The organism is Paraburkholderia sp. MM5477-R1 (assembly GCF_050436385.1).
In the GTDB taxonomy this organism is placed as follows: domain Bacteria; phylum Pseudomonadota; class Gammaproteobacteria; order Burkholderiales; family Burkholderiaceae; genus Paraburkholderia; species Paraburkholderia tuberum.
The window spans coordinates 690,341-714,840 of the sequence record NZ_JBNDMC010000005.1 but is presented as its reverse complement, the minus strand read 5'-3'; the positions used below and the strand labels follow the sequence as shown (position 1 = coordinate 714,840).

General features: G+C 63.7%; 23 protein-coding genes and 1 pseudogene. 15 read left to right on the top strand and 9 right to left on the bottom strand.

Features of this window, described 5'->3' with window-relative positions; genetic code table 11:
• Window positions 1–42: 42 nt before the first annotated feature.
• From OKW35_RS15665 to OKW35_RS15655, 3 genes are all read left to right on the top strand, one after another.
• Complete coding sequence (locus tag OKW35_RS15665) at window positions 43–1,470, top strand: tryptophanase (RefSeq protein ID WP_429552498.1); 1,428 nt, start codon at window positions 43–45, stop codon at window positions 1,468–1,470.
• 9 nt (window positions 1,471–1,479) lie between these two features.
• Window positions 1,480–2,232, top strand: coding sequence for a dTMP kinase (locus OKW35_RS15660; RefSeq protein ID WP_429552497.1), 753 nt, complete (start codon window positions 1,480–1,482; stop codon window positions 2,230–2,232).
• Between the two features lie 136 nt (window positions 2,233–2,368).
• Entirely contained in the window at window positions 2,369–2,566 is a 198-nt protein-coding gene (locus OKW35_RS15655) for a hypothetical protein (protein ID WP_429290725.1), read from the top strand.
• A gap of 126 nt (window positions 2,567–2,692) precedes the next feature.
• Here OKW35_RS15655 and OKW35_RS15650 read toward each other — a convergent pair whose 3' ends face one another.
• Entirely contained in the window at window positions 2,693–3,166 is a 474-nt protein-coding gene (locus OKW35_RS15650) for an Lrp/AsnC family transcriptional regulator (RefSeq protein WP_090811524.1), read from the bottom strand.
• A gap of 242 nt (window positions 3,167–3,408) precedes the next feature.
• Between OKW35_RS15650 and hppD the strand changes: the two genes are divergently transcribed.
• The 3 genes from hppD (at window position 3,409) to OKW35_RS15635 (ending at window position 7,209) form a co-directional block, all read left to right on the top strand.
• Window positions 3,409–4,482, top strand: a complete 1,074-nt coding sequence (gene hppD / locus OKW35_RS15645) for a 4-hydroxyphenylpyruvate dioxygenase (RefSeq protein ID WP_184011854.1) — start codon at window positions 3,409–3,411, stop codon at window positions 4,480–4,482.
• A 94-nt stretch (window positions 4,483–4,576) separates the two neighbouring features.
• Entirely contained in the window at window positions 4,577–5,959 is a 1,383-nt protein-coding gene (locus tag OKW35_RS15640; RefSeq protein ID WP_429552496.1) for an amino acid permease, read from the top strand.
• A gap of 44 nt (window positions 5,960–6,003) precedes the next feature.
• Entirely contained in the window at window positions 6,004–7,209 is a 1,206-nt protein-coding gene (locus OKW35_RS15635; protein WP_429552495.1) for an amino acid aminotransferase, read from the top strand.
• Between the two features lie 142 nt (window positions 7,210–7,351).
• On the opposite strand, the gene OKW35_RS15630 is transcribed toward OKW35_RS15635, so the two are convergent.
• Window positions 7,352–8,470, bottom strand: coding sequence for a patatin-like phospholipase family protein (locus OKW35_RS15630; protein WP_184058783.1), 1,119 nt, complete (start codon window positions 8,468–8,470; stop codon window positions 7,352–7,354).
• A gap of 259 nt (window positions 8,471–8,729) precedes the next feature.
• On the opposite strand from OKW35_RS15630, the gene OKW35_RS15625 reads away from it, so the two are divergent.
• Window positions 8,730–10,763: an ATP-binding protein gene (locus tag OKW35_RS15625; protein WP_429552494.1), complete on the top strand. Its 2,034-nt coding sequence runs from the start codon at window positions 8,730–8,732 to the stop codon at window positions 10,761–10,763.
• Window positions 10,764–10,914: 151 nt separating this feature from the next.
• Complete coding sequence (locus tag OKW35_RS15620) at window positions 10,915–11,904, top strand: zinc-dependent alcohol dehydrogenase family protein (RefSeq protein ID WP_429552493.1); 990 nt, start codon at window positions 10,915–10,917, stop codon at window positions 11,902–11,904.
• A gap of 250 nt (window positions 11,905–12,154) precedes the next feature.
• Here OKW35_RS15620 and OKW35_RS15615 read toward each other — a convergent pair whose 3' ends face one another.
• On the bottom strand, window positions 12,155–13,186 hold the full coding sequence (locus OKW35_RS15615; RefSeq protein WP_429402403.1) for an Acg family FMN-binding oxidoreductase: 1,032 nt from the start codon (window positions 13,184–13,186) through the stop codon (window positions 12,155–12,157).
• Window positions 13,187–13,328: 142 nt separating this feature from the next.
• Complete coding sequence (locus OKW35_RS15610; protein ID WP_090811511.1) at window positions 13,329–13,976, bottom strand: response regulator; 648 nt, start codon at window positions 13,974–13,976, stop codon at window positions 13,329–13,331.
• A 99-nt stretch (window positions 13,977–14,075) separates the two neighbouring features.
• On the opposite strand from OKW35_RS15610, the gene OKW35_RS15605 reads away from it, so the two are divergent.
• On the top strand, window positions 14,076–14,303 hold the full coding sequence (locus tag OKW35_RS15605) for a hypothetical protein (RefSeq protein WP_429552492.1): 228 nt from the start codon (window positions 14,076–14,078) through the stop codon (window positions 14,301–14,303).
• Window positions 14,304–14,415: 112 nt separating this feature from the next.
• Here the strand turns inward: OKW35_RS15605 and OKW35_RS15600 are convergent, their stop codons facing one another.
• Complete coding sequence (locus OKW35_RS15600; protein ID WP_429552491.1) at window positions 14,416–15,243, bottom strand: universal stress protein; 828 nt, start codon at window positions 15,241–15,243, stop codon at window positions 14,416–14,418.
• Window positions 15,240–15,494: pseudogene (locus OKW35_RS15595) on the bottom strand (universal stress protein); the annotation flags it as partial. The pseudogene OKW35_RS15595 and the gene OKW35_RS15600, both read right to left, overlap by 4 nt.
• A gap of 368 nt (window positions 15,495–15,862) precedes the next feature.
• On the opposite strand from OKW35_RS15595, the gene OKW35_RS15590 reads away from it, so the two are divergent.
• From OKW35_RS15590 to OKW35_RS15575, 4 genes are all read left to right on the top strand, one after another.
• Entirely contained in the window at window positions 15,863–16,390 is a 528-nt protein-coding gene (locus tag OKW35_RS15590; RefSeq protein ID WP_429552490.1) for a flavodoxin family protein, read from the top strand.
• Window positions 16,391–16,561: 171 nt separating this feature from the next.
• The gene (locus tag OKW35_RS15585) at window positions 16,562–16,852 is read left to right on the top strand and encodes a hypothetical protein (protein ID WP_429552489.1); all 291 of its coding nucleotides are present in this window, start codon (window positions 16,562–16,564) and stop codon (window positions 16,850–16,852) included.
• Entirely contained in the window at window positions 16,833–17,714 is an 882-nt protein-coding gene (locus OKW35_RS15580) for a F0F1 ATP synthase subunit gamma (protein ID WP_429552488.1), read from the top strand. The genes OKW35_RS15585 and OKW35_RS15580 overlap by 20 nt, the downstream gene beginning before the upstream one ends.
• A gap of 248 nt (window positions 17,715–17,962) precedes the next feature.
• Complete coding sequence (locus OKW35_RS15575) at window positions 17,963–18,205, top strand: hypothetical protein (protein WP_184058754.1); 243 nt, start codon at window positions 17,963–17,965, stop codon at window positions 18,203–18,205.
• 111 nt (window positions 18,206–18,316) lie between these two features.
• Here OKW35_RS15575 and OKW35_RS15570 read toward each other — a convergent pair whose 3' ends face one another.
• Both OKW35_RS15570 and OKW35_RS15565 read right to left on the bottom strand, forming a co-directional pair.
• Window positions 18,317–19,978 (bottom strand): AAA family ATPase, encoded by a 1,662-nt coding sequence (locus OKW35_RS15570; protein WP_429552487.1) that lies wholly within the window; start codon window positions 19,976–19,978, stop codon window positions 18,317–18,319.
• Window positions 19,975–20,283 carry a hypothetical protein gene (locus tag OKW35_RS15565; RefSeq protein ID WP_429552486.1) on the bottom strand — a complete coding sequence of 103 codons (309 nt, stop codon included), beginning with the start codon at window positions 20,281–20,283 and terminating at the stop codon, window positions 19,975–19,977. Before OKW35_RS15565 ends, OKW35_RS15570 begins: the two co-directional genes overlap by 4 nt.
• Window positions 20,284–20,457: 174 nt before the next feature.
• Between OKW35_RS15565 and OKW35_RS15560 the strand changes: the two genes are divergently transcribed.
• Together OKW35_RS15560 and OKW35_RS15555 are read left to right on the top strand one after the other, a co-directional pair.
• Window positions 20,458–21,408 carry an acetyltransferase gene (locus tag OKW35_RS15560; protein ID WP_429552485.1) on the top strand — a complete coding sequence of 317 codons (951 nt, stop codon included), beginning with the start codon at window positions 20,458–20,460 and terminating at the stop codon, window positions 21,406–21,408.
• Window positions 21,409–21,639: 231 nt separating this feature from the next.
• Window positions 21,640–22,317, top strand: a complete 678-nt coding sequence (locus OKW35_RS15555; RefSeq protein ID WP_429552793.1) for a phosphoribosyltransferase — start codon at window positions 21,640–21,642, stop codon at window positions 22,315–22,317.
• Window positions 22,318–22,378: 61 nt separating this feature from the next.
• Here the strand turns inward: OKW35_RS15555 and OKW35_RS15550 are convergent, their stop codons facing one another.
• Window positions 22,379–24,100: a ShlB/FhaC/HecB family hemolysin secretion/activation protein gene (locus OKW35_RS15550; RefSeq protein WP_429552792.1), complete on the bottom strand. Its 1,722-nt coding sequence runs from the start codon at window positions 24,098–24,100 to the stop codon at window positions 22,379–22,381.
• Window positions 24,101–24,500 lie beyond the last annotated feature (400 nt).

Sequence of the window (24,500 nt, the reverse complement as noted above, 5' to 3'; positions counted from 1 at the left end):
AGTCATCCAGTGGCCTGCGTACTTTCAACCCAGGAGGAGTGCATGCTTTTAGAAAACAGCCAGCCTGAGCCGTACAGGATCAAGATGGTCGAGCCGATCAGGCTGATCGACCGCGAGCAACGGCAGGCGCGGCTGGTCGCCGCCGGGTACAACGTCTTTCGCCTCGAAGCAGACGACGTCTACATCGATCTGATGACGGACAGCGGCACCTCCGCGATGAGCGCGAACCAGTGGGCCGGCATCATGACCGGCGACGAATCATATGCCGGTTCCCGCAGTTTCACGAAGTTGACGCAGGCCGTGCGGGACATGCTCGGCTTCGACTACGTATTGCCAACCCATCAGGGCCGGCCGGCCGAGCACTTCCTGTTTCGGACCCTCGTGCGCCCAGGCCAGGTGGTGCCATTCAACGCGCCGTTCGATTCGACCGAGGCACACGTATCGATTGCCGGCGGGACCGCGATACCGTGCGTCGCCGAAATCGGCTACCAACCCGCTGTCGAGCACCCGTTCAAGGGCGACGTGGATGTGCAGAAGCTGCGCAACGTGATCGAAAGCGAAGGGCGCGACAATATTCCGCTGATCATGGTCTCGCTGACGAACAACGCGGGCGGCGGCCAGCCGGTGTCGATGGCGAACCTGCGCGCGGTGAGGGCGTTGGCCGATGAGTTTGCGATTCCGGTCTACTTCGATGCGGCGCGCTGCGCGGAGAATGCTTACTTCATCCAGCAGCGCGAGAGCGGGTATGCGAACCGGTCCGTGGCGGAAATTCTGAAGGAGCAGTTTTCCTATGCCGAGGGCTGCACGTTCAGCTGCAAAAAGGACGCGCTGGTCAACATCGGCGGCTTGCTCGCGACACGGTCGCGCACGCTCTATGAGCAGGTCGTGCCGCTGCTCGTGCTGTACGAAGGTTTCGTCACCTACGGAGGGATGGCGGGCCGCGATCTCGAGGCACTCGCGATCGGTCTGCGCGAGATGGTCGACGACCGATACCTGCAACACCGCGTAGGTCAGGTCGAACGGCTAGGGGACACACTGCTTGCCGGCGGCGTTCCGATACTGAGGCCGACCGGTGGACACGCGGTGTACGTCCATGCGGCCGCCTTCCTGCCGCACCTGCCGCGCTCGCAGTTCCCGGCCGAGGCGCTGGCTGCCGAGCTTTATCTGGAGGGCGGCGTGCGCGCCGTCGGTCTGGGCTCGTTGGCGTTCCTGAAAGAAGATCCGTCGACGGGCACTGTCAGCGCCCCGAGGCTGGAACTGCTGAGGCTGGCCATTCCTCGCCGCGTCTACACCGATAGCCACCTCGCGGCGGTTGCCGCCGCGTTGATCCGGGTCTACCAACGACGCGATGCGATCCGGGGAATGCGCATCGTCTCGGCACCGTCGATGCTCAAGCACTTCACCGCGGTCCTCGCGCCGATCGAGGCCCGTGACGAGATGCTGGCGGAGTCTCGGGAAGTTATGGTCTGAGGTGATTTCATGTCGAATGGTGTTTTCGAAACGCTCGAGCTCAAACCGCATGCTTATCCGGGGGTTCTGGTCACGTTGTGCGGTGTGGATGGGGCGGGGAAGTCGTCACTGATGGAAAGGCTCGAAAGCGCGTGCACGCGTGCGGGGTTCAACTGCGTGACGACGTTTACGCCGACCCGTCGGATCCGCAAAGATGCGCTGTTCCGGGACATGGTGGACAGCCACTGGCATACATCGAGCGCCGGTTCCGGACTCGACGTAAACCGACGGCGCGTCGACATGCTGGGCATTCTGCTGTCCATCATGGGAGACCTCGTCCAGCATCTGACCGACACTGTCATACCGGCACTGGAACGCGGCGACGTCGTTTTCTGCGACCGCTACGTGTTCACCTCTCAGGCTGAAATCGGCACGCGTTCCGATCCCGCTGAGACTGCGCCTGTGCTCCGCAGCATCGCCGGTCACTTGCTGCGTCCCGATGTCGCCTTTGGTCTGAACGTTTCCGGCGCGACTTCACACCGTCGCGTACGGGCAAGGAACGACGAGAACGACCAGCCGCCGCCGATGAGCTTTCTGACGCGTCAGGTGGCGGCCTATCGCGCCGTGTTCGAGGTCAACGGCGTTGTCGCGCTGGATGCGGAGCGCAGTCTCGACGAGACGTTCTGTCAGGCACTCAGTCATCTCGTGGCGATCGACCGTGTTGCGGGGCGGTTGGGCTCTATCGGGGCGGAACCTCCTGCACGAAGCGTGGCGGCATGCTGAGGCTTCGACCTGCGCCCGGGAAGCCGGATTCGGGCATCGAGGTATGCGACAAAATGCGCGTCGACACGTTTTGATGAGCATCTATCCTTCGAGGAAGGACCATGATGCATGGAACATCAGAGCCAGGGAGACGACGATGCTTAGCCCACATGAGATCGCAACGCTCATGCTTCTCGAGACAAACCCCCGTCCAGAAAATTTCGATCCCGGCGATCTCGACGCGTTGTGCGAGCGCCAACTTGTATTTCTGGAAAAGCTCGCGTCTGGATACGCGCGAGGGCGTCTGACTGCGCAAGGACGCTCGGTATTGCGGTCGGTCGGGAGGGTGAACTAGTGCCTCGCTCTGGATCGCCTGGGAGCTTTGACCTTCAGGAGCAAAATGATCGTTGAAGCGCACGCACGCATGCGGGGAATAGTGGGCAGCACCGGAATGTGACGGACGACGCTCGCGCTCAGCGGGCTAGGCCGCCAACGGGACAGCGCCCGTACATTTGATTTCATCGAGGCAAACGCTGGACTTGACTCCGCTCACGCCCGGAATGCGCATCAGCGTATCCAGCAGAAACTCCGACAGCGCTTTCAGGTCTTGCGCCACGACCTTGAGCATGTAATCGATATCACCCGTTACGACGAAGCATTCCTGAACCTGGGTGAGTTCCGAGATCATTCGCTTGAACTTCGACAGGTCGCGGACATGGCCTCGCTCCATCGTCACCTGGATGAAGGCCACTACGCCAAAGCCCAGCAGCTGCGCGTCGAGCCGCGTCTCGTAGCGTTTGATCACACCCATTTCCTCGAGCCGGCGATGCCGCCTCAGCGTTTGCGCGGGCGACAGTTTGATCGCCTCCGCAAGTTCGAGATTGGAGATGCGCCCCTGGGACTGAAGAATCTCCAGTAGACGCACGTCGATACGGTCGATGTCGATTGCCTGCACTTTTATTTCCTCGTTCTCCAGTGAAATGAAATATTAATGCACAAATCAGGGTTTGTCTGCGTCTGCAAGGAAATCCAATTGCGTCGATAAAAACTTACACTGAATCCAAATGGCGCTGCGACGACGCCGGAAAATGCGTTGAGAGAGTGGTCCGAGGACGCTGCCTGCGTGGCGATTGCCGGCACCACTCGGTGCCGGTTGCTCGCCACAAATCATTCACCCTCTGCTGAACCTGAGAGATCATGGCCGACCTGTTTGACAATCCAATGCAACTGATGGGCTTCGAATTCGTTGAATTTGCCTCGCCCGTACCCAATGTCCTTGAACCGCTGTTCGAGCAGATGGGCTTCACACTGGTGGCTCGCCACCGTTCGAAGGACGTGCTGCTTTACCGCCAGGGCGAAATCAACTTCATCGTCAATCGCGAGCGCAACAGTGCGGCCGCTTACTTTGCCGCCGAGCATGGCCCGAGTGCGTGCGGCATGGCATTTCGCGTGAAGGATTCGCACAAGGCCTACGCCCGAGCGCTGTCGTTGGGCGCTCAGCCGATCGAAATCGCAACCGGTCCAATGGAGCTGAGATTGCCGGCAATCAAAGGCATTGGCGGCGCACCGCTTTATCTGATCGACCGCTTCGAGGACGGCAAGTCGATCTACGACATCGATTTCGAGTTCATCGAAGGTGTCGAGCGGCGGCCGGCCGGTCATGGCTTGCGCCTCGTCGACCACCTCACGCACAACGTCTATCGCGGCCGCATGACGTATTGGGCCAACTTCTACGAGACGCTGTTCAACTTCCGTGAGCTACGCTACTTCGACATCGAGGGCGAATACACGGGTCTCACGTCGAAGGCGATGACGGCGCCGGACGGCAAGATCCGCATTCCATTGAACGAGGAATCTGGCAAGGGGAGCGGGCAGATCGAGGAATTCCTGATGGCCTTCAATGGCGAGGGCATTCAACACATCGCGTTCCTGACGGACGATCTGATAACGGTTATCGACAACCTGCAGATGGCAGGCGTGCCGCTGATGACGGGGCCCAACAGCTACTACTACGATGCGCTCGAGACGCGCTTGCCGGGCCACGGTCAACCGGTGGGCGAATTGCAATCGCGCGGCATCCTTCTCGACGGAACGACGGCAGACGGGTCGCCGCGCCTGCTGCTGCAGATTTTTTCCAAGCCGCTGCTTGGCCCTGTCTTTTTCGAATTCATCCAGCGCAAGGGTGATGAAGGTTTCGGCGAAGGCAATTTCAAGGCGCTGTTCGAGTCGCTCGAACGCGATCAGATCGAGCGGGGCACGCTGAAGGTTTGACGCGCGTACAACCCCGTTGATAGCTCTCGACCAGAGCAGGCGAAAAGCGAGGCGTGGCGTCCAGAACCAACCGCAGGACAGAGGAGACAACATCGTGGCACACCAGCAACAGGGCACGCTACAGCGCGGCCTGAAGAATCGTCACATTCAGTTGATCGCGCTAGGAGGCGCAATCGGCACCGGCCTCTTTCTCGGCATCGCGCAGACCATCAAGACGGCAGGGCCGTCCGTGTTGCTCGGGTACGCGATCGCGGGCATCGTCGCCTTCTTCATCATGCGGCAGCTCGGCGAAATGGTCGTCGACGAGCCGGTTGCGGGATCCTTCAGCTACTTCGCAGGCAAATACTGCGGCCAATTCTCCGGCTTCGTGTCCGGCTGGAACTACTGGGTGCTGTACGTTCTCGTGTCAATGGCAGAACTGTCGGCCGTTGGCATCTACATGCAGTACTGGTGGCCCGGTCTGCCCACGTGGGTCTCCGCGCTCGTCTGCTTTTGCGTCATCAACGCGATCAACCTCACCAGCGTGAAGTCGTACGGCGAGCTCGAGTTCTGGTTCTCGATCGTCAAGGTCGCGGCGATCGTCGGCATGATCGGCTTCGGCGGCTACCTGTTGATTTCGGGCCACGCAGGCCCTGACGCGGGCGTGGCCAATCTCTGGCGCCACGGCGGCTTCTTTCCGAACGGCGTGTCGGGCCTCGTGATGGCGATGGCTGTCATCATGTTCTCGTTCGGTGGACTGGAACTCGTCGGCATTACGGCCGCCGAGGCGGAAGATCCTTCGCACACCATCCCGCGCGCGACCAACCAGGTGATCTACCGGATCCTGATTTTCTACGTCGGCGCACTCGGCGTGCTGCTGTCGCTGTATCCGTGGGAAAAAGTCGTTACGGGCGGTAGTCCGTTCGTGCTGATCTTTCACGCGATGAATAGTAACTTCGTCGCCAACGTGCTGAATGCGGTGGTGCTCACCGCCGCGCTGTCGGTGTACAACAGCGGCGTCTACTGCAACAGTCGCATGCTTTACGGCCTCGCAGGCCAGGGCAATGCGCCGCGCGCTCTGCTGAAGGTGAACGCCCGCGGGATTCCGCTCGTCGCGCTGGGTGTTTCCGCCGTGGCGACGGCCACCTGCGTGGTGATCAACTACCTGATGCCCGGCAAGGCATTTGAACTGCTGATGGGGCTCGTCGTCTCGGCGCTCATCATCAACTGGGCGATGATCAGCATCATTCATTTGCGCTTTCGCAGGGCTAAAGCGCGAGCCGGTGAGACGACCGTATTCCGCAGCCTGGGCTATCCGCTTACCAACTATCTGTGTCTGGTGTTCCTTGGCGGCATCCTGGTGGTGATGTGGCTGATACCGGATCTGCGCATGTCGGTCTACCTGATCCCCGTTTGGCTCGTTGCGCTGGGCGTCGGCTATCGCTTGCGCAATCGACGCGCGGACGCCTCGGTACCGGTTGGTGTGCCGATGCGCTAGACACCCCGTTTCTGCAACCATTTGGCCTAATCCAGGGAATCAGCATGTTTGAACACATCGATGCCTATGCGGGCGACCCGATCCTCACCTTGAACGAGAACTTCGCGAAGGATTCGCGCGACCATAAGGTCAATCTGAGCATCGGCATCTATTACGACGATCAAGGCCGCTTACCGGTGATGCAAGCCGTACGCGAGGCTGAAGGACAACTGCTCGCCGAGCTCGGTCCAAAGCCGTACCTGCCGATGGCGGGCTTCGCCCACTACCGCGATGTCGTGCAATCGTTGGTGTTCGGCGACGACTCGCCGGCACGTACCGAGGGGCGCATCGCGACTGTGCAGACCTTGGGCGGCTCGGGCGCGCTCAAGGTCGGTGCGGATTTCATCAAGCGCTATTTTGCGGGCTCACGGGTATGGGTCAGCGATCCGACGTGGGAAAACCACCGTTTCATCTTCGAGCGCGCGGGATTCGAAGTCGACACGTACCCGTACTACGACGAATCGAGCGGCGGGCTCAAGTTCGAAGAGATGCTATCGGCCATCGACGCGCTGCCGGCGCGCAGCGTCGTCCTGTTGCACGCGTGCTGTCACAACCCGACGGGCGTCGATCTGAACGACGCGCAATGGGTGCAACTGATCGAGGTCATCAGGAAGCGGACCCTGCTGCCATTCATCGACATGGCGTATCAGGGCTTCGGCGCGGGCATCGACGCGGACGCATTTGCGATTCGCGAACTCGTGCGCCAGAACGTGCCGGCGCTGGTGGCCAATTCATTCTCGAAGAACTTCTCGCTGTATGGCGAGCGGTGCGGCGGACTGTCGGTGATTTGCGAGTCGCCGGACGTTGCCGGGCGCGTATTGGGTCAATTGACGAGCGCTGTGCGCGCGAACTACAGCAATCCGCCGACGCACGGCGCAAAGATCGTAGCGCGCGTGCTGACGACACCGGCAATGCGGCAATCATGGCAACGAGAGCTTGCATCGATGTGCCGGCGCATCATGCGTATGCGTGCGGAGATCCATGAACGCCTGCGCGGCAAGGTGCCGGACACGATGCTCGCGCGCTACCTCGAGCAGCGCGGTATGTTCACGTACACCGGGTTGTCGGCAGACCAGGTCGACACGCTGCGCGAACGGCACGGCGTCTACTTGATCCGGTCCGGGCGCATGTGCGTCGCCGCGCTCAATGACAACAACGTTGCGACGGCTGCGGAGGCCATCGCGAGGGTCATCTCGCGGGCAGGCGATTGAGACTACTGCCGCAAGCGTGGAGCCGCGGCTGGACACGCGATCAGTCCGGCTAAGGTGCGCGCGATGGCGGATCGGTTCCAGACCGGCGTCGAAGCCGTCGCTAACGCTCTCGATGCGGTGCACGGCATGGAAATCGTCCTTTTCAGTTTCGTCGCGCGCTCGCGTTGCCGCTGTGCTTGAGCGTCGGATCGAGCAACGAACCCTTGACGTCGAGCGAAGACGCTTGCCCGAGTTTCGCGTAGTCGTTCTCGAGCCATACGTTCGCCACTTCGCGGCCACGCTCGAAGAGCGTTTTGAGCAATGACCAGGACGTGCTGCTCTTGGAAACAAAACCGAACTTCGCGAGAAAATCGTCGTCGCGAATCAGGTGAAACCTGACGGGCTTGAAGCGGCTTTTGCGCGCCGCTTCCTCGCCGACCGAGTCGAGCACACGGTTGACCGCTTCGATCGCGTTGATCTCCAGTACGACGGACGCGTTGAAACCGATTTCATTGAGCCGGTCGAGAATGCCGCGCGCGTCTTTAGGCGGCATGTCGTGGCGCACGAACGGATTCGCGAGAACGAGAATCAGGTCCTGGGCATGGGCGATCAACGGTGCCAATGGTGGGTTGCCCAGATAGCCGCCATCCCAGTACGGTATGCCGCCCACGCTGATGGTGCGAAACTCGCTAGGCAGGCATGCGGAAGCGCGCAATACGTCAATGGAAATCTCGGGGCGGGTGAAGATTGCGCGTTGGTTGGTTCGTACGTCGGTTGCGCAAATGAACAGTTGCGGGCCATCGCGCGTGGTATTGAGCGCGGCGAGATCCTGTTCGGGGAGGGCGGAACGAATCACCGGCCCGAGCGGATCGCGGTAAAACGGATTGCCGTAAGGCGAAGCGACGAGTCCCACGGCCTCCAGCATGATGGCGGCGGGATTCCAGTCGATATTCCAGCCGCCGAATGGGCCGGGTTCGGAAAAGCCGAGGAGCGCGTTGCCCGCCAGCGCACCGGCTCGCGATACCGCTTCCCAGAAGGCGCGCAGCATCTCGCGTGCTTTCGGTGCGCCGCTGGTTGCGAGACCCGCCGCGCACAGCGTCGCATTGATTCCGCCCGCGCTTGCGCCGCTGATCGCCGCGATATCGAGCGGGGTTGCCTGCGACGAAGCCTCCAGCAGACGGTCGAGCACACCCCACGTGAAGGCGCCGTGCGAACCGCCGCCTTGCAGGGCAAACGCGACCTTGGGGCCGTTCTGTCGCGTCGGGTTCCGGGGTTCCTCCATCGCCATGGCTCCTTCGCGTCTTCATCGCGTTCCCGGCAATCTTACGCGCACGCGAGGATACTTGCGTCGGAAACGTCGAGCTTTTAATGCTTCGTCCTGTCCCGCATGCCATGGCGGATCGCCCTGGATGCTGCGATACTATTTATAAGCGCGCGCTGCGTAACCTACTAAAACGGTCCATGACAAAGAGGTTGACTGACACAAACCGGTGTGCCGGGACGGCATCGCGAGCTCACAGCTTTTGTCCGGGGGTACCTGGATGAAACGGCATCTCGATCTGGATTCCCGAGGCGCGATCACGCTAAACGGGCTGGCGCACAGGCTGGGGCGTGCCCGTGAGCAACTGATGCATCGCTGGATCGCCGAGACCTCGGAGCAGGCCGCGCACACCGATGCGGACAGCGGGCAGGAACTCATTGGCTGTTTCGCCTATATGCTGGCCGAAGTATGCGCCGCCCTGCTGGTCGCCGAGAGCGACGCGTCACTATCCGCGCATGTGGCTGTCGCGTACCCCGGCAGGTTCTGGCCAGAGAGCTGGCGGGTCACGGATCTGTTTCGCAACATCGATCTGATGCAGCGCTTTCTGAAAGACGAGATCCGCGCGTATTTCGGTCCGGTTGCGGCTTCCGTCGACGTTCACATACGGGCACACGACATCGTCGAGCGCACGTTTCGCGCGATGATCGAAAACGCCATCGAGGCGCAAATGCAACGTCAGGCGGCCGAGGTGGCGGCGGCGCAGGACAGCCTGCACACGGCGCTGACCGCGCTGAAGCTCACCGAGGAGCGGCTGCGTGTCGCCACGAGCGCGGCCGGCATCGGCATCTTCGAGTGGTGTGGCGCCTCGCGACAAGGCGTGTGGGAAAACCGCCAGATGTACGACATCACCGGGCAGCCCGAGGAGAGGGGGCCGTTGACGGAAACCGAGTTCATGACGTCGGTCGTTCATCCCGACGATGTCGAACTGCTGAAATGCCATTTTCAGTCCCGGCTGGTCTCCGGCGAGCCGGTGCATGTCGCGTTCCGGCTGCACCGCGTAACCGACCGCGCGCTCAGAACCGTCGAAATGTTCGGGTATCTGCGTCCGCCCGTTCAGCAGGACGATTACACGTTCATTGGCAGCTTGTGCGACGTGACGGAGCGGACCGACGCAGAGGCGAAATTGCAGGACGCCGATCGCCGCAAGGACATCTTTCTGGCCACGCTCGCGCACGAGCTGCGCAACCCGTTGGCGCCCGTGCGTAACGCCGCGCATCTGCTGGGCCACGGCGCGGGAGCCGATCCCGCCAAACGTGAATGGCTGCGCAATGTGATCGAACGCCAGACCGGCCACCTGTCGCATCTGATCGACGACCTGCTCGATGTATCGAGGATCACCACCGGCAAGATCGAGTTGAAGCGCGAGGTCTTCGATATCAGGCTGGCACTCGACCACGCTCTCGAGATCACGATGCCGGCTGCGTTGCAGCGGCATCACGACATCGTGCGTCTGCCGCTCGCGCACCCAGTGTACGTCCACGGTGACCCGGCGCGGATCACCCAGACATTTTCCAATCTGCTGGATAACGCGATCAAATACACCGACGAGGGCGGCCGGATCGTCGTATGCGCGACGCTCGTCGGTCAGGAGGTATCCGTTACCGTGTCGGACACGGGCACGGGTATTTCGGGCGACGCACTGCCTCACGTGTTCGATCTGTTCGTACAGGGTTCCTGCCACGGCGAGCCGTCCAGGGGCGGTCTTGGGATCGGGCTCTCGGTGTGCAAGACGCTGACCGAGATGCACGGCGGGACCATTGTCGCCAGGAGCGAAGGCAAGAACAGAGGCAGTGAATTCGAAATACGTCTACCCGTTTGCCAGGGCAGCAACCAGCGGGCGAAGGACGGTGCCGAAGCAGGTCGACCGCCGTCCGATCCATTGCGTGTTCTGATCGTCGACGATAACAGCGATGCCGCGCTGTCGCTCGCAATGATTCTCGACGCGCACGATGTGCGCACCGCACACAGCGGGGAAGAAGCGCTTCAGATTGCCGCTGCCTTCGAGCCGCAGATCGTTTTCCTTGATCTTGGTCTGCCGGGAATCAGCGGCTATGAGGTTGCGCGTCGGCTGAGGGACCGTCAGGCGGCCGGCAAGCGCCTTGAAATCGTCGCCGTGTCCGGATACGGACAGCCTGAGGACGTGACTCGCTCAGCGGGAGCGGGGTGTGATAGTCATCTCGTCAAACCCGTCGATATCGAAGAACTGCTTGCGATCATCAGGCGAATGACCAGCGAAAATCCGTCCACCGCGTAGTTTTCGATCGACCCTCTTTGTGCGAGGCGGCGTTCTGGGGCGACGACGAAAAGCACTGTTCGGATTTCCCCGCTTATCAGTCGAATTCCCTCGCGGGAACGACGTGGCAATTTTCGCAATGCTCTACCATCAATCCATCCAGGAGGTAGTGATGTCACGGACTGTCAGGTTTGCCGAGGCCGGTGGGCCGGAAGTGCTTCGATTCGTCGACGAATCGGTCCGCGGCCCCGGCCGCGGTGAAGTTCGCATCAACGTGAAAGCGATCGGTCTCAATCGCGCGGAATCGATGTGGCGCACCGACCAGTACATCGAACCAGTCCGCTTTCCGGCCGGGCTCGGGTACGAGGCGGCCGGCATCGTCGACGCGGTGGGCGAGGGCGTCGGCGGTTTCGCGCCCGGAGACGAGGTCAATGTGATCCCGTCGTTCTCGATGAATCAGTACTTCACCTACGGCGAAGTCATCATCGTGCCGGACCATGCAGTCGTCAGGCATCCGAAATCTCTTTCCTTCGCCGAGGCCGCGTCGGTGTGGATGATGTTCGTCACCGCATATGGCGCGCTGATCGAAGATGCGAAGGTGGGCGCCGGCGACTATGTCGTCATACCGGCCGCTTCGAGCAGCGTTGGACTGGCAGCGATCCAGCTAGCGAATTACGCTGGGGCGACGTCGATCGCGGTCACGCGCCATGCTGGCAAGCGACAGCAGTTGCTCGACGCGGGTGCCGCACACGTGGTCGTCACGGACGAGTCGGACCTTGTCGAAGCGATCATGCGGATCACGAATGGCAAGGGGGCTCGCGTCGCTTTCGATCCGGTCGGCGGCCCGAACTTCGCGAAACTGGTCTCGGCGCTGTCCTTCCAGGGGATCGCGTATCTGTACGGCGCGCTAGACGAACGTGCCACGACGCTGCCCGTGCTGCAGATGATCGCCAAAATGATTTCCGTGAAGGCGCACAACATCTGGCTGACGAGTGGCGACCCGACGCGCCGAAAGGCTGCGGTGGAGTTCGTGCTCAAGGGGCTCGAAAGCGGCTCGCTGAAGCCGGTCATCGATCGCACCTTTGGGTTCGACGAGATCGTCGACGCGCACCGCTACCTCGAAACCAACGGGCAGTTCGGAAAGATCGTGGTAACGGTGTAGCCCGCGAACCGACATTGAGGTGAGGCAACGCGCTGCTTTTCCGCTTGATATTGTCGCTGGCCGCGTTTGCTCAGGCGCGGCCATCGCGAAGTGCTGAGGTCCAGTTCATGCAGCATGTGGCGGCATTGAGGTAGCGCATGACATGGCGATCCTTCGGTCGGATCGCGCATGCCGGCGTTGGTCTGGCTGTCGCGCGACCTTCATCAGGGCCCATCGGTACCGTTTCCACGCGTGCCCGGACCCACGCGTGTCAGGACACCACATCGGCCAGCGGCCGCCTCGGCGCGTGACTGACGCGCGGGCCGCGGCCGACGCGGAGCAGAAGCTGCGGAATCGCCTCCGTTCCCAGCAGCGTCCGGAGCCGCTCACGCAGCGGGTCCACTTCGATCGGCTGGTTCAGGTAGGAAGCGGTCAGTCCCGCGGACGCCGCGACCAGCAGCATCCGCTCGAGCGCCTGTCCCGCCGCGAGCCATGCCTCGCGGTCGTCGCGCATCGTGGCGATGCCGACCATCAGCGGCGAGCCTTGCACGAGGTGCTGATGCGTGGCGGGCTGTCCCGCGCCCACATCGAATACGCGGACGGCCAGGCCGACGAGCGGCGCCGCGAAGTCGAGCAATGCTCCGAGAGCGGTACCGTAGGCCGGCATGCCATCGTCGCGCCGGCGCGGGTGGATCCAACTGGCGAGCTCGCGACGGAAGCGTGGGTCCGCGAATTGCGCGTGATCGGCGTCGGCGATCAGTTGCGCAAGCGCCTCGCGCGCGGTCGTTTGCTCCACGCAACAGGCAATCGCGCCCTCGTCGTCGCAGGCGTCGCTGAGCTTGCGTTGCAGTGCCGCCGGAACGGCTTCGTCGACGAACGGCGCACGCGTGGTCACGCGCGCCGTCAGCGCGTCGAAGAGTTCGCACAGGTGGGGATCGCGGAGCCCGTCGCGCGACACGCGCACGAGCGCCACGATGTCGGGGTCGGCTTCCGATGGAAACAGCGTGATCGCATAAGCGAGACCGAGACGGCACAGCGCCACGCGAAGATTGAGCAACGCCGCGCCGCAGCTCATCAGAAGTTCGCGATCGAAAGGATCGACCACGGGAAGCGCGCGCATGCGGTCGGCGCAGATCTGTACGGTCTCGCCGTCGACGATGAACCGCCACGGTTGCGTGTTGTGATTCGACGGCGCGAGCACCGCATAATGCAGCGCAAAGCGCAGCTGCTGTTCCAGTGGCGTGGAGGCGTGGAAGTGCGGTTCGCCGATTTCCCACGCGTCATGTTGGGCGGCATCGTTCATCTCGAAGTCTCCTTTCGGATCGTTCCCGCGAGCACGCGGTTCGTGTCGTCATCGTGTCGCCGGGTACCGTGGCAGGTTTGCGGCAGGTCGACGTTTCAGATGTCTCGCGTACGCTTTGCGCGGGTCTCTCAGCGGAGAAGCGCTACAGGTCGTTTCCGTCGTCGAACAGCTTATGGCGGATCGCATAGCGAACCAGCCCGTTCTCGTTCGGCATCTGCATTTTTTCGAGGATGCGCGTCTTGTGCGTGCTGATCGTCTTCACGCTGACGCATAGTTCGTTGGCGATCTCGGTGATGCTCTCGCCTTCGACCAGGCGCCGGAACACGTCGAATTCGCGATCGGACAGCCGCTGGTGCGGCAGCGCGTCGGCAGGCTCGTTCAGGTTCTGGGCAAAGCGTTCGGCCATCGCGAGGCTGACATAAACGCCCCCTGACGCGACTTTCGTCACCGCGCCGACCAGTTCCGCGCTCGCGCTTTCCTTGGTCAGATAGCCGGACGCGCCCGCCTTGAACGCTCGCACCGCGTATTGCTGCTCGGCGTGCATCGTCAGCACCAGAATCCGCAGGCCGGGTTTTTCCTCCTTGATCTGCTTGATCAGTTCAATGCCATTGCGCCCCGGCATCGACAGGTCGAGCACGAGCACGTGGGCCTGCGTCGCGCGAATCAGCGCGATCGTCGTCGCGCTGTCGCAAGCTTCGCCGGCCACTTCGAAGCCGCTTGCCTGCTGCAGGATATGGCGCAGTCCGTCGCGCACGAGCGTGTGGTCGTCGGCCAGCAACACCTTGATCATGGGGTGATCTCTCCCGGTTGCATCCATTGCCAGGGAAACCTGACCGCAATCGCGAAATCGGCGTTTTGCGCTGTATCGATCCGCATGGAGTCGCCGAGCATGGGCGTGTTCGCGCACGCCGATCAATCCGAACGGCATTTCGTGACCGCTGGTTCCAACCGTCTCGCGATCGGCGTCTCGTTCACGATCCATTATCCGCTATCCGTGGCGGGCAGTCGGGCCGTTTGTGTGAGATGTCACTTCGGCCGTGTTTCGCCTTCGCATGGCGGCGACCTTATTCAGCGCTTCCTGAACGAGGCGGAAGGACGGTGTCGCGTTTCGCCGTGAATGGTTCGCATTGAGCGGACCGAGACGGCGCGGGAGTTGATGCGCGGCGCGCAGGCGCGCGGCGTGTACCGCCCCACGCCGCGCAGCAGCGTTCGTTCGGCACGGCGTCCTGTCAATGCGCCATTAGCACGGGCACCGTCATCGATTCGAGCATCGTCCGCGTAACGCCGCCCCACACGCGCTCACGCGCACGCGAATGGCCATACGCGCCCATCACGAGCAGATCGGCATGTAGATCCGACACCCGGTTCAGCAGCGTCGCGCCCGTGCCGGCGATGCCGAGGCGCGGCGTCGTCGAGAACGACGCGCGCACGCCGTGCGCTTCGAGCCATGCCGCGACGTCGATCGCGCTGGGTCCCGCTTCATGGTCGTGCGTGGGCTCGACGACGGCGACGCCAACGAAGCGCGCCCGTTCGAGCAGCGGCATCGCGTCGGCGATCGCTCGCGAGGCTTCGCGGCTGCCGTCCCACGCGATCAGCACGTTCTCGCCGAGCGTCGGCACGGCGCCCGCGCGCGGGATCACGAGCGCGGGACGCCCCGCGCCGAGCACGACCTCGCCGACGAAATGCCGGTCGACGTAGCTGGCGGGATCTCGCGGGTCGGGCTGGCCGAGCACCAGCAGGTCGGCGTGCCGCGCGTGAAGCGTCGTCACGGCGACGGGGGAGCCCTCCGCCGCGCGCCATTGCGCTGCGCGGCCGGCGCGCTCGGCCGGGGCGAGAAATGCATGCCGCGCCGTCTCGCGGCGATCGGTCGTCAGTGCGGCGCGTTGGGCAACGAAACCGTCGTCGGTGCCGAACAGCGGTTTCGCGAGGCCCTCGCACACGACATACAGACCGATCAGGTGTGCATCCCAACGCTGCGCAAGATCGAGCGCGAGCGCGACGCGAGTGTCGCAGCGGCGGCTGTCGTCGATGTGAACGAGCAGGGTCTTATAGCTCATGTCAGTTCCTTTTCGGCTGAGGCCGGGACGGAATGGTCGGCTGGTTCGACGCCTGCATGGGCCGGGATCGTCAGAACCGGGCAGCGGGCACTGCGCAGCACGCGCTCGGCGACGCTGCCGAGCATCAGTCGTTGAACACGACGGCGGCCGTGCGCGCCCATCACAATCGCGTCGGCGTGCCATTCGAGCGCCGCCGCGACGATGCGCTTCGCGACGTCTTCGCCAGGTGTCGAGGCTTCCACCGTGCGTGGCTTGTAGCTCATCGCCAAAGCGCCGTGACAGAACGTGGGGACACCGGCGTAAGCCCGTTGTCAAATGGAGTCTATGGGCCGGCCCGGCGCGACTATTGACGCAGATCAAGCGCGCCGATGCCGCACGCCAGTTGATGTAGGTCAAGCGCTGCCGGCTGCGCGCAAATACAGTGATGGCAGCGGACGTCGCGCCGTAGCGGTGCCTGCAGTTGCGTGCCGTCTGTGGAGGGCAACGATCACGGCCAGGGAATGTTCCGGTTAATCCGGGCTGAGTCCATACCCCGGCTCGGCGTGCGCGCTTCGCGCACGCAACGAGTGACGCCCAATTGGCGGACGGAGCGCCCAGTGTCTGCTGCTGGAGAAGGAACATGACCGAGCGTTGCAGGATTCTGATCGTTTACTACTCGCGAACCGGCACCACGCGACGTGTTGCCGAACTGCTCGCGTCCGAACTCGACGCCGACATCGAACCGATCCGCGAACGCGCCGGGCCACGATCGCGTGATGGCGCACGCGGCTACGTCAGATCGGTGATCGATGCGCTGTGCCATCCGCGCGCCGCCGTGATGCCGGCGCTGCTCGACGTCGCCGCGTACGACCTGGTCATCGTCGGCGCGCCCGTCTGGGCAGGCGGCGCGTGCGCGCCGGTTCGGGCGTGGCTGGAATCGAACGGAGGACAGATCCGTCACCTGGCGCTTTTCTGCTGCGAGGGCGCGCGCGGCAGCGGATCGGCGCTGAAGCAGATGTCGGAGGCGGCGGGCAAGACGCCGCTTGCGGCCTGCGTGATCAGCGGCAGCGATCTGTACCGCCGCAGGGACGCCGACAAACGCGACGCGTTCGCGCAGAAGATCAGGCAAAGAATGGCAGCGCGGCGGGAGACGGAGTGGCTGGTGTAGCGCGGGCGGTCGCACGCGCGGTCGGGAAGGATGCAACCAAACCCGCAGCGAACCGCGCAACGCGCCGAAGTCGGTGCGTGGATGACGGTGCACCGGCGTTGCGTCCGGTACCGTGAAAGCCGGCTTGTCGAGCTCCGGACGAATGACATTCGCGAGGTCGAAAGGGAAACGGTGACGCGCCGCGTCGTAGCGCCGTGCCGCTTCGTCATCGCGGTCGCGCGCGAAGGCGATGCGGCCATGCAGGCCAGCGCGAACAGAATCGAAACGATCAGGGCCGCTCTCAAGCTTGTCCTCGGAGGCCGTGGCTACGCGTCGCTCGCAAGGTTTGATCCGGATCAGCTTGCATGCTGGGCGGGCCGCTATCGTGAGGGAGTTGCGGAGCCGCTCGTCGAGCGCGCGATGCACGAACGTGCGCGCGCGGCGCAAGCAGCAGGGAGTCCCGATGAGCAGCAAGCTCAGTGAGATCGAAAGCCGCACCGCTTCGGCGAGGCAACTCGAAACGGTGATTGGCGCGATGCGCGGCATCGCCGCCGCGCGCGAGCGCGAGGCGCAGGCGCGGCTCGCGGGCATCCGCTCGACGGCGGCGACCGTCGGCGAGGCGATCGGGATGGTGCTGGCTGCCGCATCGTCGGCACATGCGGCGCAATACGCGCCACCGGAAGGCACCGCGCGCATTCTGATCGTGCTATGCACCGAGCAGGGTTTCGTCGGCGGCTTCAACGAGCATCTGCTGGCGCGCGTCGAACGATTGAAGGCGGACGAGCCGGGCGAGATTTTCATCGTCGGCACGCGCGGCGTGATGCTCGCCCAGGAACGCGCATTGCATTACGGCTGGTCCGTGGGAATGGCCTCGCACGCGGAGGACGTGATGCGCGTGGCCAGTCAGCTCGCGGACGCGGTGTTCGCGCGCTTTCGCGATCAGGCGTCGTCGCAGGTGTGGCTCGTGCACGCGACGCCCGGCCCCGGACTCGACGGGCGCATCGTGACGCGGCGGCTGGTGCCGTTCGATTTCACGCGCTTCAGGGTGGCGTCGCGCGGGCAGGCGCCGCTTTTGAACCTGCCGCTCGACGGCTTGCTGAGAGGCCTCACCGAGCGCTACGTGTACCTCGAACTGTGCGAAGGCCTGATGCAGTCATTCGCGGCGGAAAGCGCGGCGCGCGTCGGGGCGATGCTGGCGGCGAGCCGTCATGTGAAGGACCGGCTGCAGGAACTCACGCGCGACTATCGGATCGTCCGGCAGGACGAGATCACCGCCGAAATCGCCGAACTGGCCGCGACGGGCGCCTGCGTGCCGCCGGCTACGTCGGCACGGGGGCAGTCGTGAAGCGCGCCGCGTGCTGGCTCTGCGTGTCGCTGCCCGGTTCGGTGACGTGCGTTTGAGCCTCGGCGGTGGAGCACGGACCGTGTCGTCCGATCGTTCAACTGGGGTCAGCCGATTCCTACGACCGGCGACGACGGACTAACCCCATTTCCGCCGTCGCTGATTTAGATAACGCCAGCCGTTGCCGATAATAGATTCGACGACACGCCGCGATGTCCGGCGCCAAGGTCGGCGAGTTCAGGGAGGCGGCAATGAACGACACCATCATCCCGCTGCGCGCACTGGTCGAGAAATGGCTTGCGCCGACCGGCACGACACCGGCGCACGTGGTGCGCACGGGCCGCCTGGCGATCACCCGGGCGCGGTATGTCTGGCTCGAAGGCGCGATTTCTTCGAGACCGCTGACGATCGTATTTTTCCGGCACGGCAAGGGTTCGTGGGACGTGTTTCCGCCCGTTGAACAGGCACCGGCAATGAGCGCGCGCTACTTCTAAGCGCCCACCGGTATCAACGGATCTGGTGAAGCATCGGTCAGCCGTGATCGACGCGGACGCGACCTCGATCACGCGCGCAGATCAATGACCCCGCTTCGCGTCGGAACACGATCAGCGGGTCGCAAACGGCGCTGACTGCATCAGTGCAAGCACGGGTCGCCAGAACGCGGGGGAGTCGAACGCCGCCATCGGTACCGCGGTGTCGAATGACAAGGTCGACGCCTGTTCCGCCGGCGTCAGTGCGTCGGCGCTCGCGAGTTGACGCGCGAGCGTCGCGGTGTCGGCGTCGGACAGATCGCGCGGACCATGCCGGCGCGCTTCGATGCGTTGCGCGAGCACCGTTGGTTCGGCACGAAAGTCGAGAATGCGAGCCGGTACGCCAAGCCGTTGGGCGAGCGCGAAAAACGTGTCGCGGTGACGGAACTCGAGAAAGGTCGCGTCGACGATCGCGCTGTGGCCGCTTTGCAGCACGCGGTGCGCGAGTCGAAGAAGGTGGTCGTAGATCGCGTGACGTGCGGCTGGCGTGTAGTGTTCGGCGCCAGGCGAGGTTTGCGCGTCGGGCGCCGGCCGCGGACGCTTGCGTTCGGCATCGCTCGACACTCGCACCGCGCCGCACAGGTCCGCAAGGGCCCGGCTCGCGACCGATTTTCCCGAACCGGAGTAGCCATGACACAGCAGCAAAACGGGTCCCGGCTTCTGCGTTTGCGCCCGTGCCACCTCGAGGTAGCGCAGGGCCGGATCCGGGATGGCGACGCTGCGGCCCGCTACGTATCCCGCTTTCAGGCACGCGACCCACGCCCGCACCAGCGCGCGATAGGCGACGTACAAAGGCATCAGCGACAGCGCCGCATAATCGCCCGACGTTTCCAGCCAACGGTTCAACAGTCGATTGGCCAGACGGGGCTCCGCTCGCGCGCACAGGTCCATCACGAGAAACGCGACGTCCGCTGCGACGTCGATCCAGCGTAGCGCATCGTCGAAGTCGATACAGTCGAACATCGCGATTGCGCCGCGCCAGCGAACCACGTTGTCCAGATGCAGATCGCCATGGCAGCCCCGCACGAAACCCTCGGCGCGGCGCCGCCCGATCAGCGGCGCGAGTTGGTCGAGCTGTCGCGCGCACCACGCGGCAATGCCGGGCAGCGCGGGATGGCTGCAATTGGCCAGCAGCGCCGCGTTGATCGTTTCGATCTGCGTTCGCACCAGCGTGGCGCTGCCGTAGCGCGACGACGGCGCGTTGCGGGGCGCCCTCAGGTGATAGTCGGCGAGCCGCTTCGCCGCGCCGTCGATGTCGCGCGGCGTCAGTGCTCCCTTCGCCGCGAGACTCGAAAAGAGCATCGCCTCGTCGAAGCGGCGCATCTTGACCGCGTGATCGACTGTCACGCCGACGTCCCCGGGTGTCAGCACGCCGGCGTGGCGCGCAATCGGCAGCACGCCGGCGTAAATACCTTGCGCGAGTGGCCGGTTCAGACGGAGCTGGGCTTCGCAGCAGCGCTTGCGGGTCGCGGTGGCGGTAAAGTCCGCGAAACCCGGGGCGACGGGTTTGATGATCTTGTACGCGAAGCGCCCGGCGAGATACACGACGGATATGTGCGTTTCGACCCGGACGATCCTGCCCGCCGGATGACGGTACGTGCCCGGCCTGCGCAGCGTCGCGTCGAGTCCGCGCACGCTGCGGCGCGCGGCGCGGACCCGGTTGGCGAGATGCTGGATGCCGCGCATGCCTGCATTGGCGCGTGGTGAAGAAAGCTTGCGGCTCCGTGGCGAACTCATGCCGGACTCCACCTCGCGGGCAGCTGCGCGCCCATTTCTTCGTGGCGACCGCTCAAGTCGACCGAGCCCGCGACAACCAGACCGGAATTCGCGAAGAGCGGCACGCCGGGCGCGCGTTCGACGATCACGCTGCGGCCGCCGAAACCAGGCATGACCTTGACGGCCTCGGCGAGCGCATTGATGCCATCGAGCAGCCATTGCCGGGCGTCATGGTGAAGCACGAGCGTCTCATTCGGCACGGTTGACCTCAGCGTGGTGGGACGGCCGGCGCCCGCCTTGCGCGCGAGCCGGAATCGTCTACTCATTTAAGCCATCGGGTATGGTAACCGGCTTGATCTGTATCAACGAGGCGGTAGCCGGGCATCGCCAGTCGCTCGGCAACTGCCTGCACGCTTCCATACGAAATGGAGCGTGGGTCACCGATTGACCGCAGTCAAGCCGCGTGCGATCGTGGCAGCAACGCGCCGGTGGAGCAGCGGATGAAGCGATTCGATATTTTCAATGGCGATGCCGACGGCATCTGCGCGCTGCATCAGTTGCGGCTCGCCGAGCCTGCCGACACCATCCTGATCACGGGAGCCAAGCGCGAGATAACGCTTCTGCAACGCGCGAACGCGCAGCCGGGCGACAGCGTGACCGTGCTGGATATTTCGCTCGACTCGAACCGCGAGCCACTCATCGCGTTGCTGGATCTTGGTGTAAAGATCGACTATTTCGATCATCATTTCCCCGGTCCCATCCCCGCACACGCGCTGCTGACGACGCATATCGATACGTCACCGGATAGGTGCACTGCACTGATCGTGGACCGCCATCTTCAAGGCCGGTACACGCGATGGGCGGTGGTCGCGGCCTATGGCGACAACCTGCATCGGGCAGCGCATCGGGCCGCCAGTGCGTGCGCGGTGAACTCGTCCGATGAGCACAAACTGCGCGAACTCGGCGAAGCGATCAACTACAACGCCTACGGGGACAGCGTCGTCGATCTTGCCGTCGATCCTGTCGAGATGTATCGCGCCATTCAACCCTATTCGGACCCCCTCGAGTTCATTGCGTCGACCGGCGTGCTGCCCGAACTGCAGGCGCGACGAACGGAAGACCTCGAACTGGCCTTGGGACTCGCGGTAACGCGGCGGCTCGCCAATGGAACGCTGCACATTCTTCCCGACGCGGCGTGGGCGCGGCGCGTGCGAGGCGATTTCGCCAATCTCGTCGCGCGACGCGACCCGGCGCGAGCGCACGCGGTGCTGACGGCCGGCGCCGATGGCCGATACACGGCGAGCGTACGGGCTCCGCTCGATTGTCCGCGAGGCGCCGACGTCCTTTGCAGGAAGTTCGGAGGAAACGGCAGGGTCGCTGCCGCCGGTATCGACGGGCTCGATCGCGCGCGGCTCGACGAATTCGTGACAGCGTTCAGCGTTGCGTTTTGACGCGACGTTCGTGGAGCGGGTGACCGGTAATTCACCGCCGCATCGCAGTCGGCAGTGCGAATTCGCCAGGTGACGCATCGAGCGCGAGGTAGCGGCCATGGAAGCATGCCCCTGTACCGGCATCGCCGGCGAGACCCGTGAAAACTTCTCCGTTCAGGAGGACGCTTGATGCGGCCGATTGATGGCATAGTGGGTCTGGCAACGCGCACCAACGTTGCGGGAGGAAAAGCGATGGGCAACCTGTTTCGCGACCGCGCCGACGCTGGCAGACAACTGGCCCACGCACTGCGCGACTATCAGGGTCGCGGCGATCTGGTGGTGCTGGCTCTGCCGCGCGGCGGCGTTCCTGTCGCGTTCGAAGTTGCACGGGCATTGCATGCGAAGCTCGACGTTCTCGTCGTCAGAAAGCTTGGGGCGCCGCAAGACGAGGAACTGGCGATGGGCGCCATCGCGACGGGGGGCGCCCTTCATCTGGAAAGGTCGGTGCTTCGCGAACTGCAAATCAGTGACGCCGAATTGGCCGACGTGATCGCGCGCGAAACAGCCGAACTCGCGCGCAGGGAACTGGCGTACCGTGGGGAATGCCCGCCGGTGCCAGTACAGGGCAAGACGGTGATCGTGGTCGACGACGGCATCGCGACGGGGGCGTCGATGCATGCGGCGCTCGACGCACTCCGCAGCAGACATCCCGCTCGGATCGTGGTGGCGGTCCCGGTGTCGCAATCCGATGCGTGCACGGCATTCGAAGGAATCGCGCACGCGTTCGTGAGCGTGCTGCAGCCGGATTGGTTGATGGGGATCGGCGGGTTCTATGTGAATTTCGACCAGACGACCGATGAAGAAGTCCGCGCCTGTCTCGCCGCCGCGCGCGATTGGGAGCCCGAGCAGGGCTCGGACTCGGCCGGATGACGGCGCAACGAAGGCAGACACGGCGGCGGGCCGTGTCGAACATGGGGCATCTATCGACGGCTCACGTTCCGACCGACACGTACAAGAGCACGATCGGCGCCTTCGAACCGTTTGGTGTCGCCGAGCGTAATGGCGCGCCATAGGTGCAGCGCAAATCCACGAATCTCGACCATTGGACGCGCACGCCCGCGCCGACGCCCGCGAGCAGACCGGGGTTAGTTTCGGCCGGCTGGTCGATCGTGCTCCATACGCGGCCCGCATCGAAAAACACAAAGGGTTGCACGACTGCGTTGCTCGCGCCGAGCGAGATCGCAGGCGTGCGCACCTCGGTCTGAATGTTCCAGCCGCGATCGCCGAGCGTGACGTATGGGTCGTAGCCTCGCACACTGGACTCCCCGCCGAGCCCCATCTCCTCGCTCGGTAATAACGTGTTCGGCGTCCACTGGAACGTTCCGTTCGTGATCAGCGTGAAGCCAGCCCCAAGCGCGGTGGCACGAGACGCTGTCAACTGCATATAGACGTAGCGGGCCGTCGCGCCCTGCCGCGCGGCGTTAAATGCCGAATCCTGATTGTTGCCATCCAGTCCGCCCGGACTGGCGACGAGTGTCGCCGCGGCGTGCGCCGTGCCAGCCTCGGTCGGTTTGCTGATGTCGTAAGACAACACGAACTGATGTATGTGCGTATTCGAGTTGAAAACCTGGGAGCCGCCAAATTCCAGATCGTTGTTGCTGCGCTTGAAGTCGTATCCGATCTGGATCAACTGTGTCGTGTCCGTGATGGTCGGCAGACGCAAGTCGTAGCGAAAGCTGAGCTGCGCAGAAATGCCCGTTTGCCCATACGTGTCGGGCAACCGTGGCGTGCTCTGCGCGTAGACGCCGAACAACTCGATACTGTCGAGCCAAGGCAGCGGCGCCGTATAGTTCAGCGCGTGCGCGGTGAAGCGGGCGCGGTTCGGGCGGCCTTCGATATTCGGATTGCCGCTGAAAAAATCGTTGCTGGCCGTGAATTGATAGGCGATCTGCTGATCGAGACCAAGCAGGTTGCCGTAGCCTATGCCTGCAAAGAACCGATCACGGCCGAGCTCCGGCACGCCTTCATTGTCATAACCCGCGCTTACGCGAAGCGGCAGCCGGTCTTCGGTTTGCAACACGACGTCGGTCGTGTCGGCGGCCTCACCGGGCGCAAAAACAGCATCGACCCGTCGGTAAGGATTCGCGTTGAGCACCGCAAGTCCCTTCGAGACCGCCGATTGCAGGATCGGTCCGCCGGGCTCGAGCGGCATTTCACGTTCGAGAAGCCTGCTCGAAAAGTAGGTGTTGCCGCTGGCGTGAACCCGACCCAGTTTGAATTCGGCAATGGCGATACGCACGACACCCGAGCTCACGTCCTGTTCCGGCACGTAGACGTCGACGAGCGGCTTTCCCGCCGCCCGATAACGCGCGACCACGGCGCGGCGTATCTCGGCGAGGCGGCCGAAGGTCAGCGGCTTGTCGAGGTCCGTGGCGAAGCTCCGCAGGAAGGCGGCGTCGAGTACGGGCAATCCTTGCGCGACGATACGACCTTGCTGCCTCGGCGATGCCGCCGCGGACGCGCCGGCTGGTTCGAAGACGAGCCCGGCAAGCCGCTCGACAGCGATCCGTGCGGACTCGGCCTGCGCTTCCGGGGAGGAGGGTGACGACGCGCTTCGCGGCGCCTGCGGTGCGGGTTGCGGCGCGAGGTCGCGCCATGCCTGTGCCGCTACTGGTGAGGTCTGCATGATGCCCGCAATGCACGTTGCGATCATCAGGACAGCAGTGCAGGCGGCGGATCGCGATTTCATCGATCGCTTATATGCAAAGCGCTGTGCCTATTGGCAGGCTGGCCGCAGGCTGCGGCGACCAGCAGGCCGCCGCCCTCAACCCGATGTCGCGCATGCAATACGAGCCTTCCGTCGTTCATGGCGATACCTATTAACGGGTGTGGTGCATCGAATCCGGAGCCGCACGTCGAAATTATTCTAGTCGAAGCGCCCGCGCCAGTTTCCAAAAGCGATCCGAACCCTCTTTACACCTCGCGAATGCTATCGAGGAAACATTTAGTAAGGGTTTCCACTATATGTACTGACCCGCGTCTTGTCTTTACTCTTCTAGACTTGTCATACAACATGCGCGATGACGATTCTCTCGTGCGCCTACAACTATTTG

Excerpts from the sequence above, each read along its gene's own strand:
- OKW35_RS15630 (WP_184058783.1), bottom strand. The coding sequence starts at position 8,470 with ATGGAGGAACCCCGGAACCCGACGCGACAGAACGGCCCCAAGGTCGCG.
- OKW35_RS15615 (WP_429402403.1), bottom strand. The coding sequence starts at position 13,186 with ATGAACGATGCCGCCCAACATGACGCGTGGGAAATCGGCGAACCGCAC.
- OKW35_RS15565 (WP_429552486.1), bottom strand. The coding sequence starts at position 20,283 with ATGAGTAGACGATTCCGGCTCGCGCGCAAGGCGGGCGCCGGCCGTCCC.
- OKW35_RS15635 (WP_429552495.1), top strand. The coding sequence starts at position 6,004 with ATGTTTGAACACATCGATGCCTATGCGGGCGACCCGATCCTCACCTTG.
- OKW35_RS15610 (WP_090811511.1), bottom strand. The coding sequence starts at position 13,976 with ATGATCAAGGTGTTGCTGGCCGACGACCACACGCTCGTGCGCGACGGA.
- OKW35_RS15575 (WP_184058754.1), top strand. The coding sequence starts at position 17,963 with ATGAACGACACCATCATCCCGCTGCGCGCACTGGTCGAGAAATGGCTT.
- OKW35_RS15560 (WP_429552485.1), top strand. The coding sequence starts at position 20,458 with ATGAAGCGATTCGATATTTTCAATGGCGATGCCGACGGCATCTGCGCG.
- OKW35_RS15625 (WP_429552494.1), top strand. The coding sequence starts at position 8,730 with ATGAAACGGCATCTCGATCTGGATTCCCGAGGCGCGATCACGCTAAAC.
- OKW35_RS15550 (WP_429552792.1), bottom strand. The coding sequence starts at position 24,100 with ATGATCGCAACGTGCATTGCGGGCATCATGCAGACCTCACCAGTAGCG.
- OKW35_RS15590 (WP_429552490.1), top strand. The coding sequence starts at position 15,863 with ATGACCGAGCGTTGCAGGATTCTGATCGTTTACTACTCGCGAACCGGC.
- OKW35_RS15655 (WP_429290725.1), top strand. The coding sequence starts at position 2,369 with ATGCTTAGCCCACATGAGATCGCAACGCTCATGCTTCTCGAGACAAAC.
- OKW35_RS15660 (WP_429552497.1), top strand. The coding sequence starts at position 1,480 with ATGTCGAATGGTGTTTTCGAAACGCTCGAGCTCAAACCGCATGCTTAT.
- OKW35_RS15580 (WP_429552488.1), top strand. The coding sequence starts at position 16,833 with ATGAGCAGCAAGCTCAGTGAGATCGAAAGCCGCACCGCTTCGGCGAGG.
- hppD (WP_184011854.1), top strand. The coding sequence starts at position 3,409 with ATGGCCGACCTGTTTGACAATCCAATGCAACTGATGGGCTTCGAATTC.
- OKW35_RS15555 (WP_429552793.1), top strand. The coding sequence starts at position 21,640 with ATGGGCAACCTGTTTCGCGACCGCGCCGACGCTGGCAGACAACTGGCC.
- OKW35_RS15605 (WP_429552492.1), top strand. The coding sequence starts at position 14,076 with ATGGGCGTGTTCGCGCACGCCGATCAATCCGAACGGCATTTCGTGACC.
- OKW35_RS15665 (WP_429552498.1), top strand. The coding sequence starts at position 43 with ATGCTTTTAGAAAACAGCCAGCCTGAGCCGTACAGGATCAAGATGGTC.
- OKW35_RS15600 (WP_429552491.1), bottom strand. The coding sequence starts at position 15,243 with ATGAGCTATAAGACCCTGCTCGTTCACATCGACGACAGCCGCCGCTGC.
- OKW35_RS15570 (WP_429552487.1), bottom strand. The coding sequence starts at position 19,978 with ATGAGTTCGCCACGGAGCCGCAAGCTTTCTTCACCACGCGCCAATGCA.
- OKW35_RS15620 (WP_429552493.1), top strand. The coding sequence starts at position 10,915 with ATGTCACGGACTGTCAGGTTTGCCGAGGCCGGTGGGCCGGAAGTGCTT.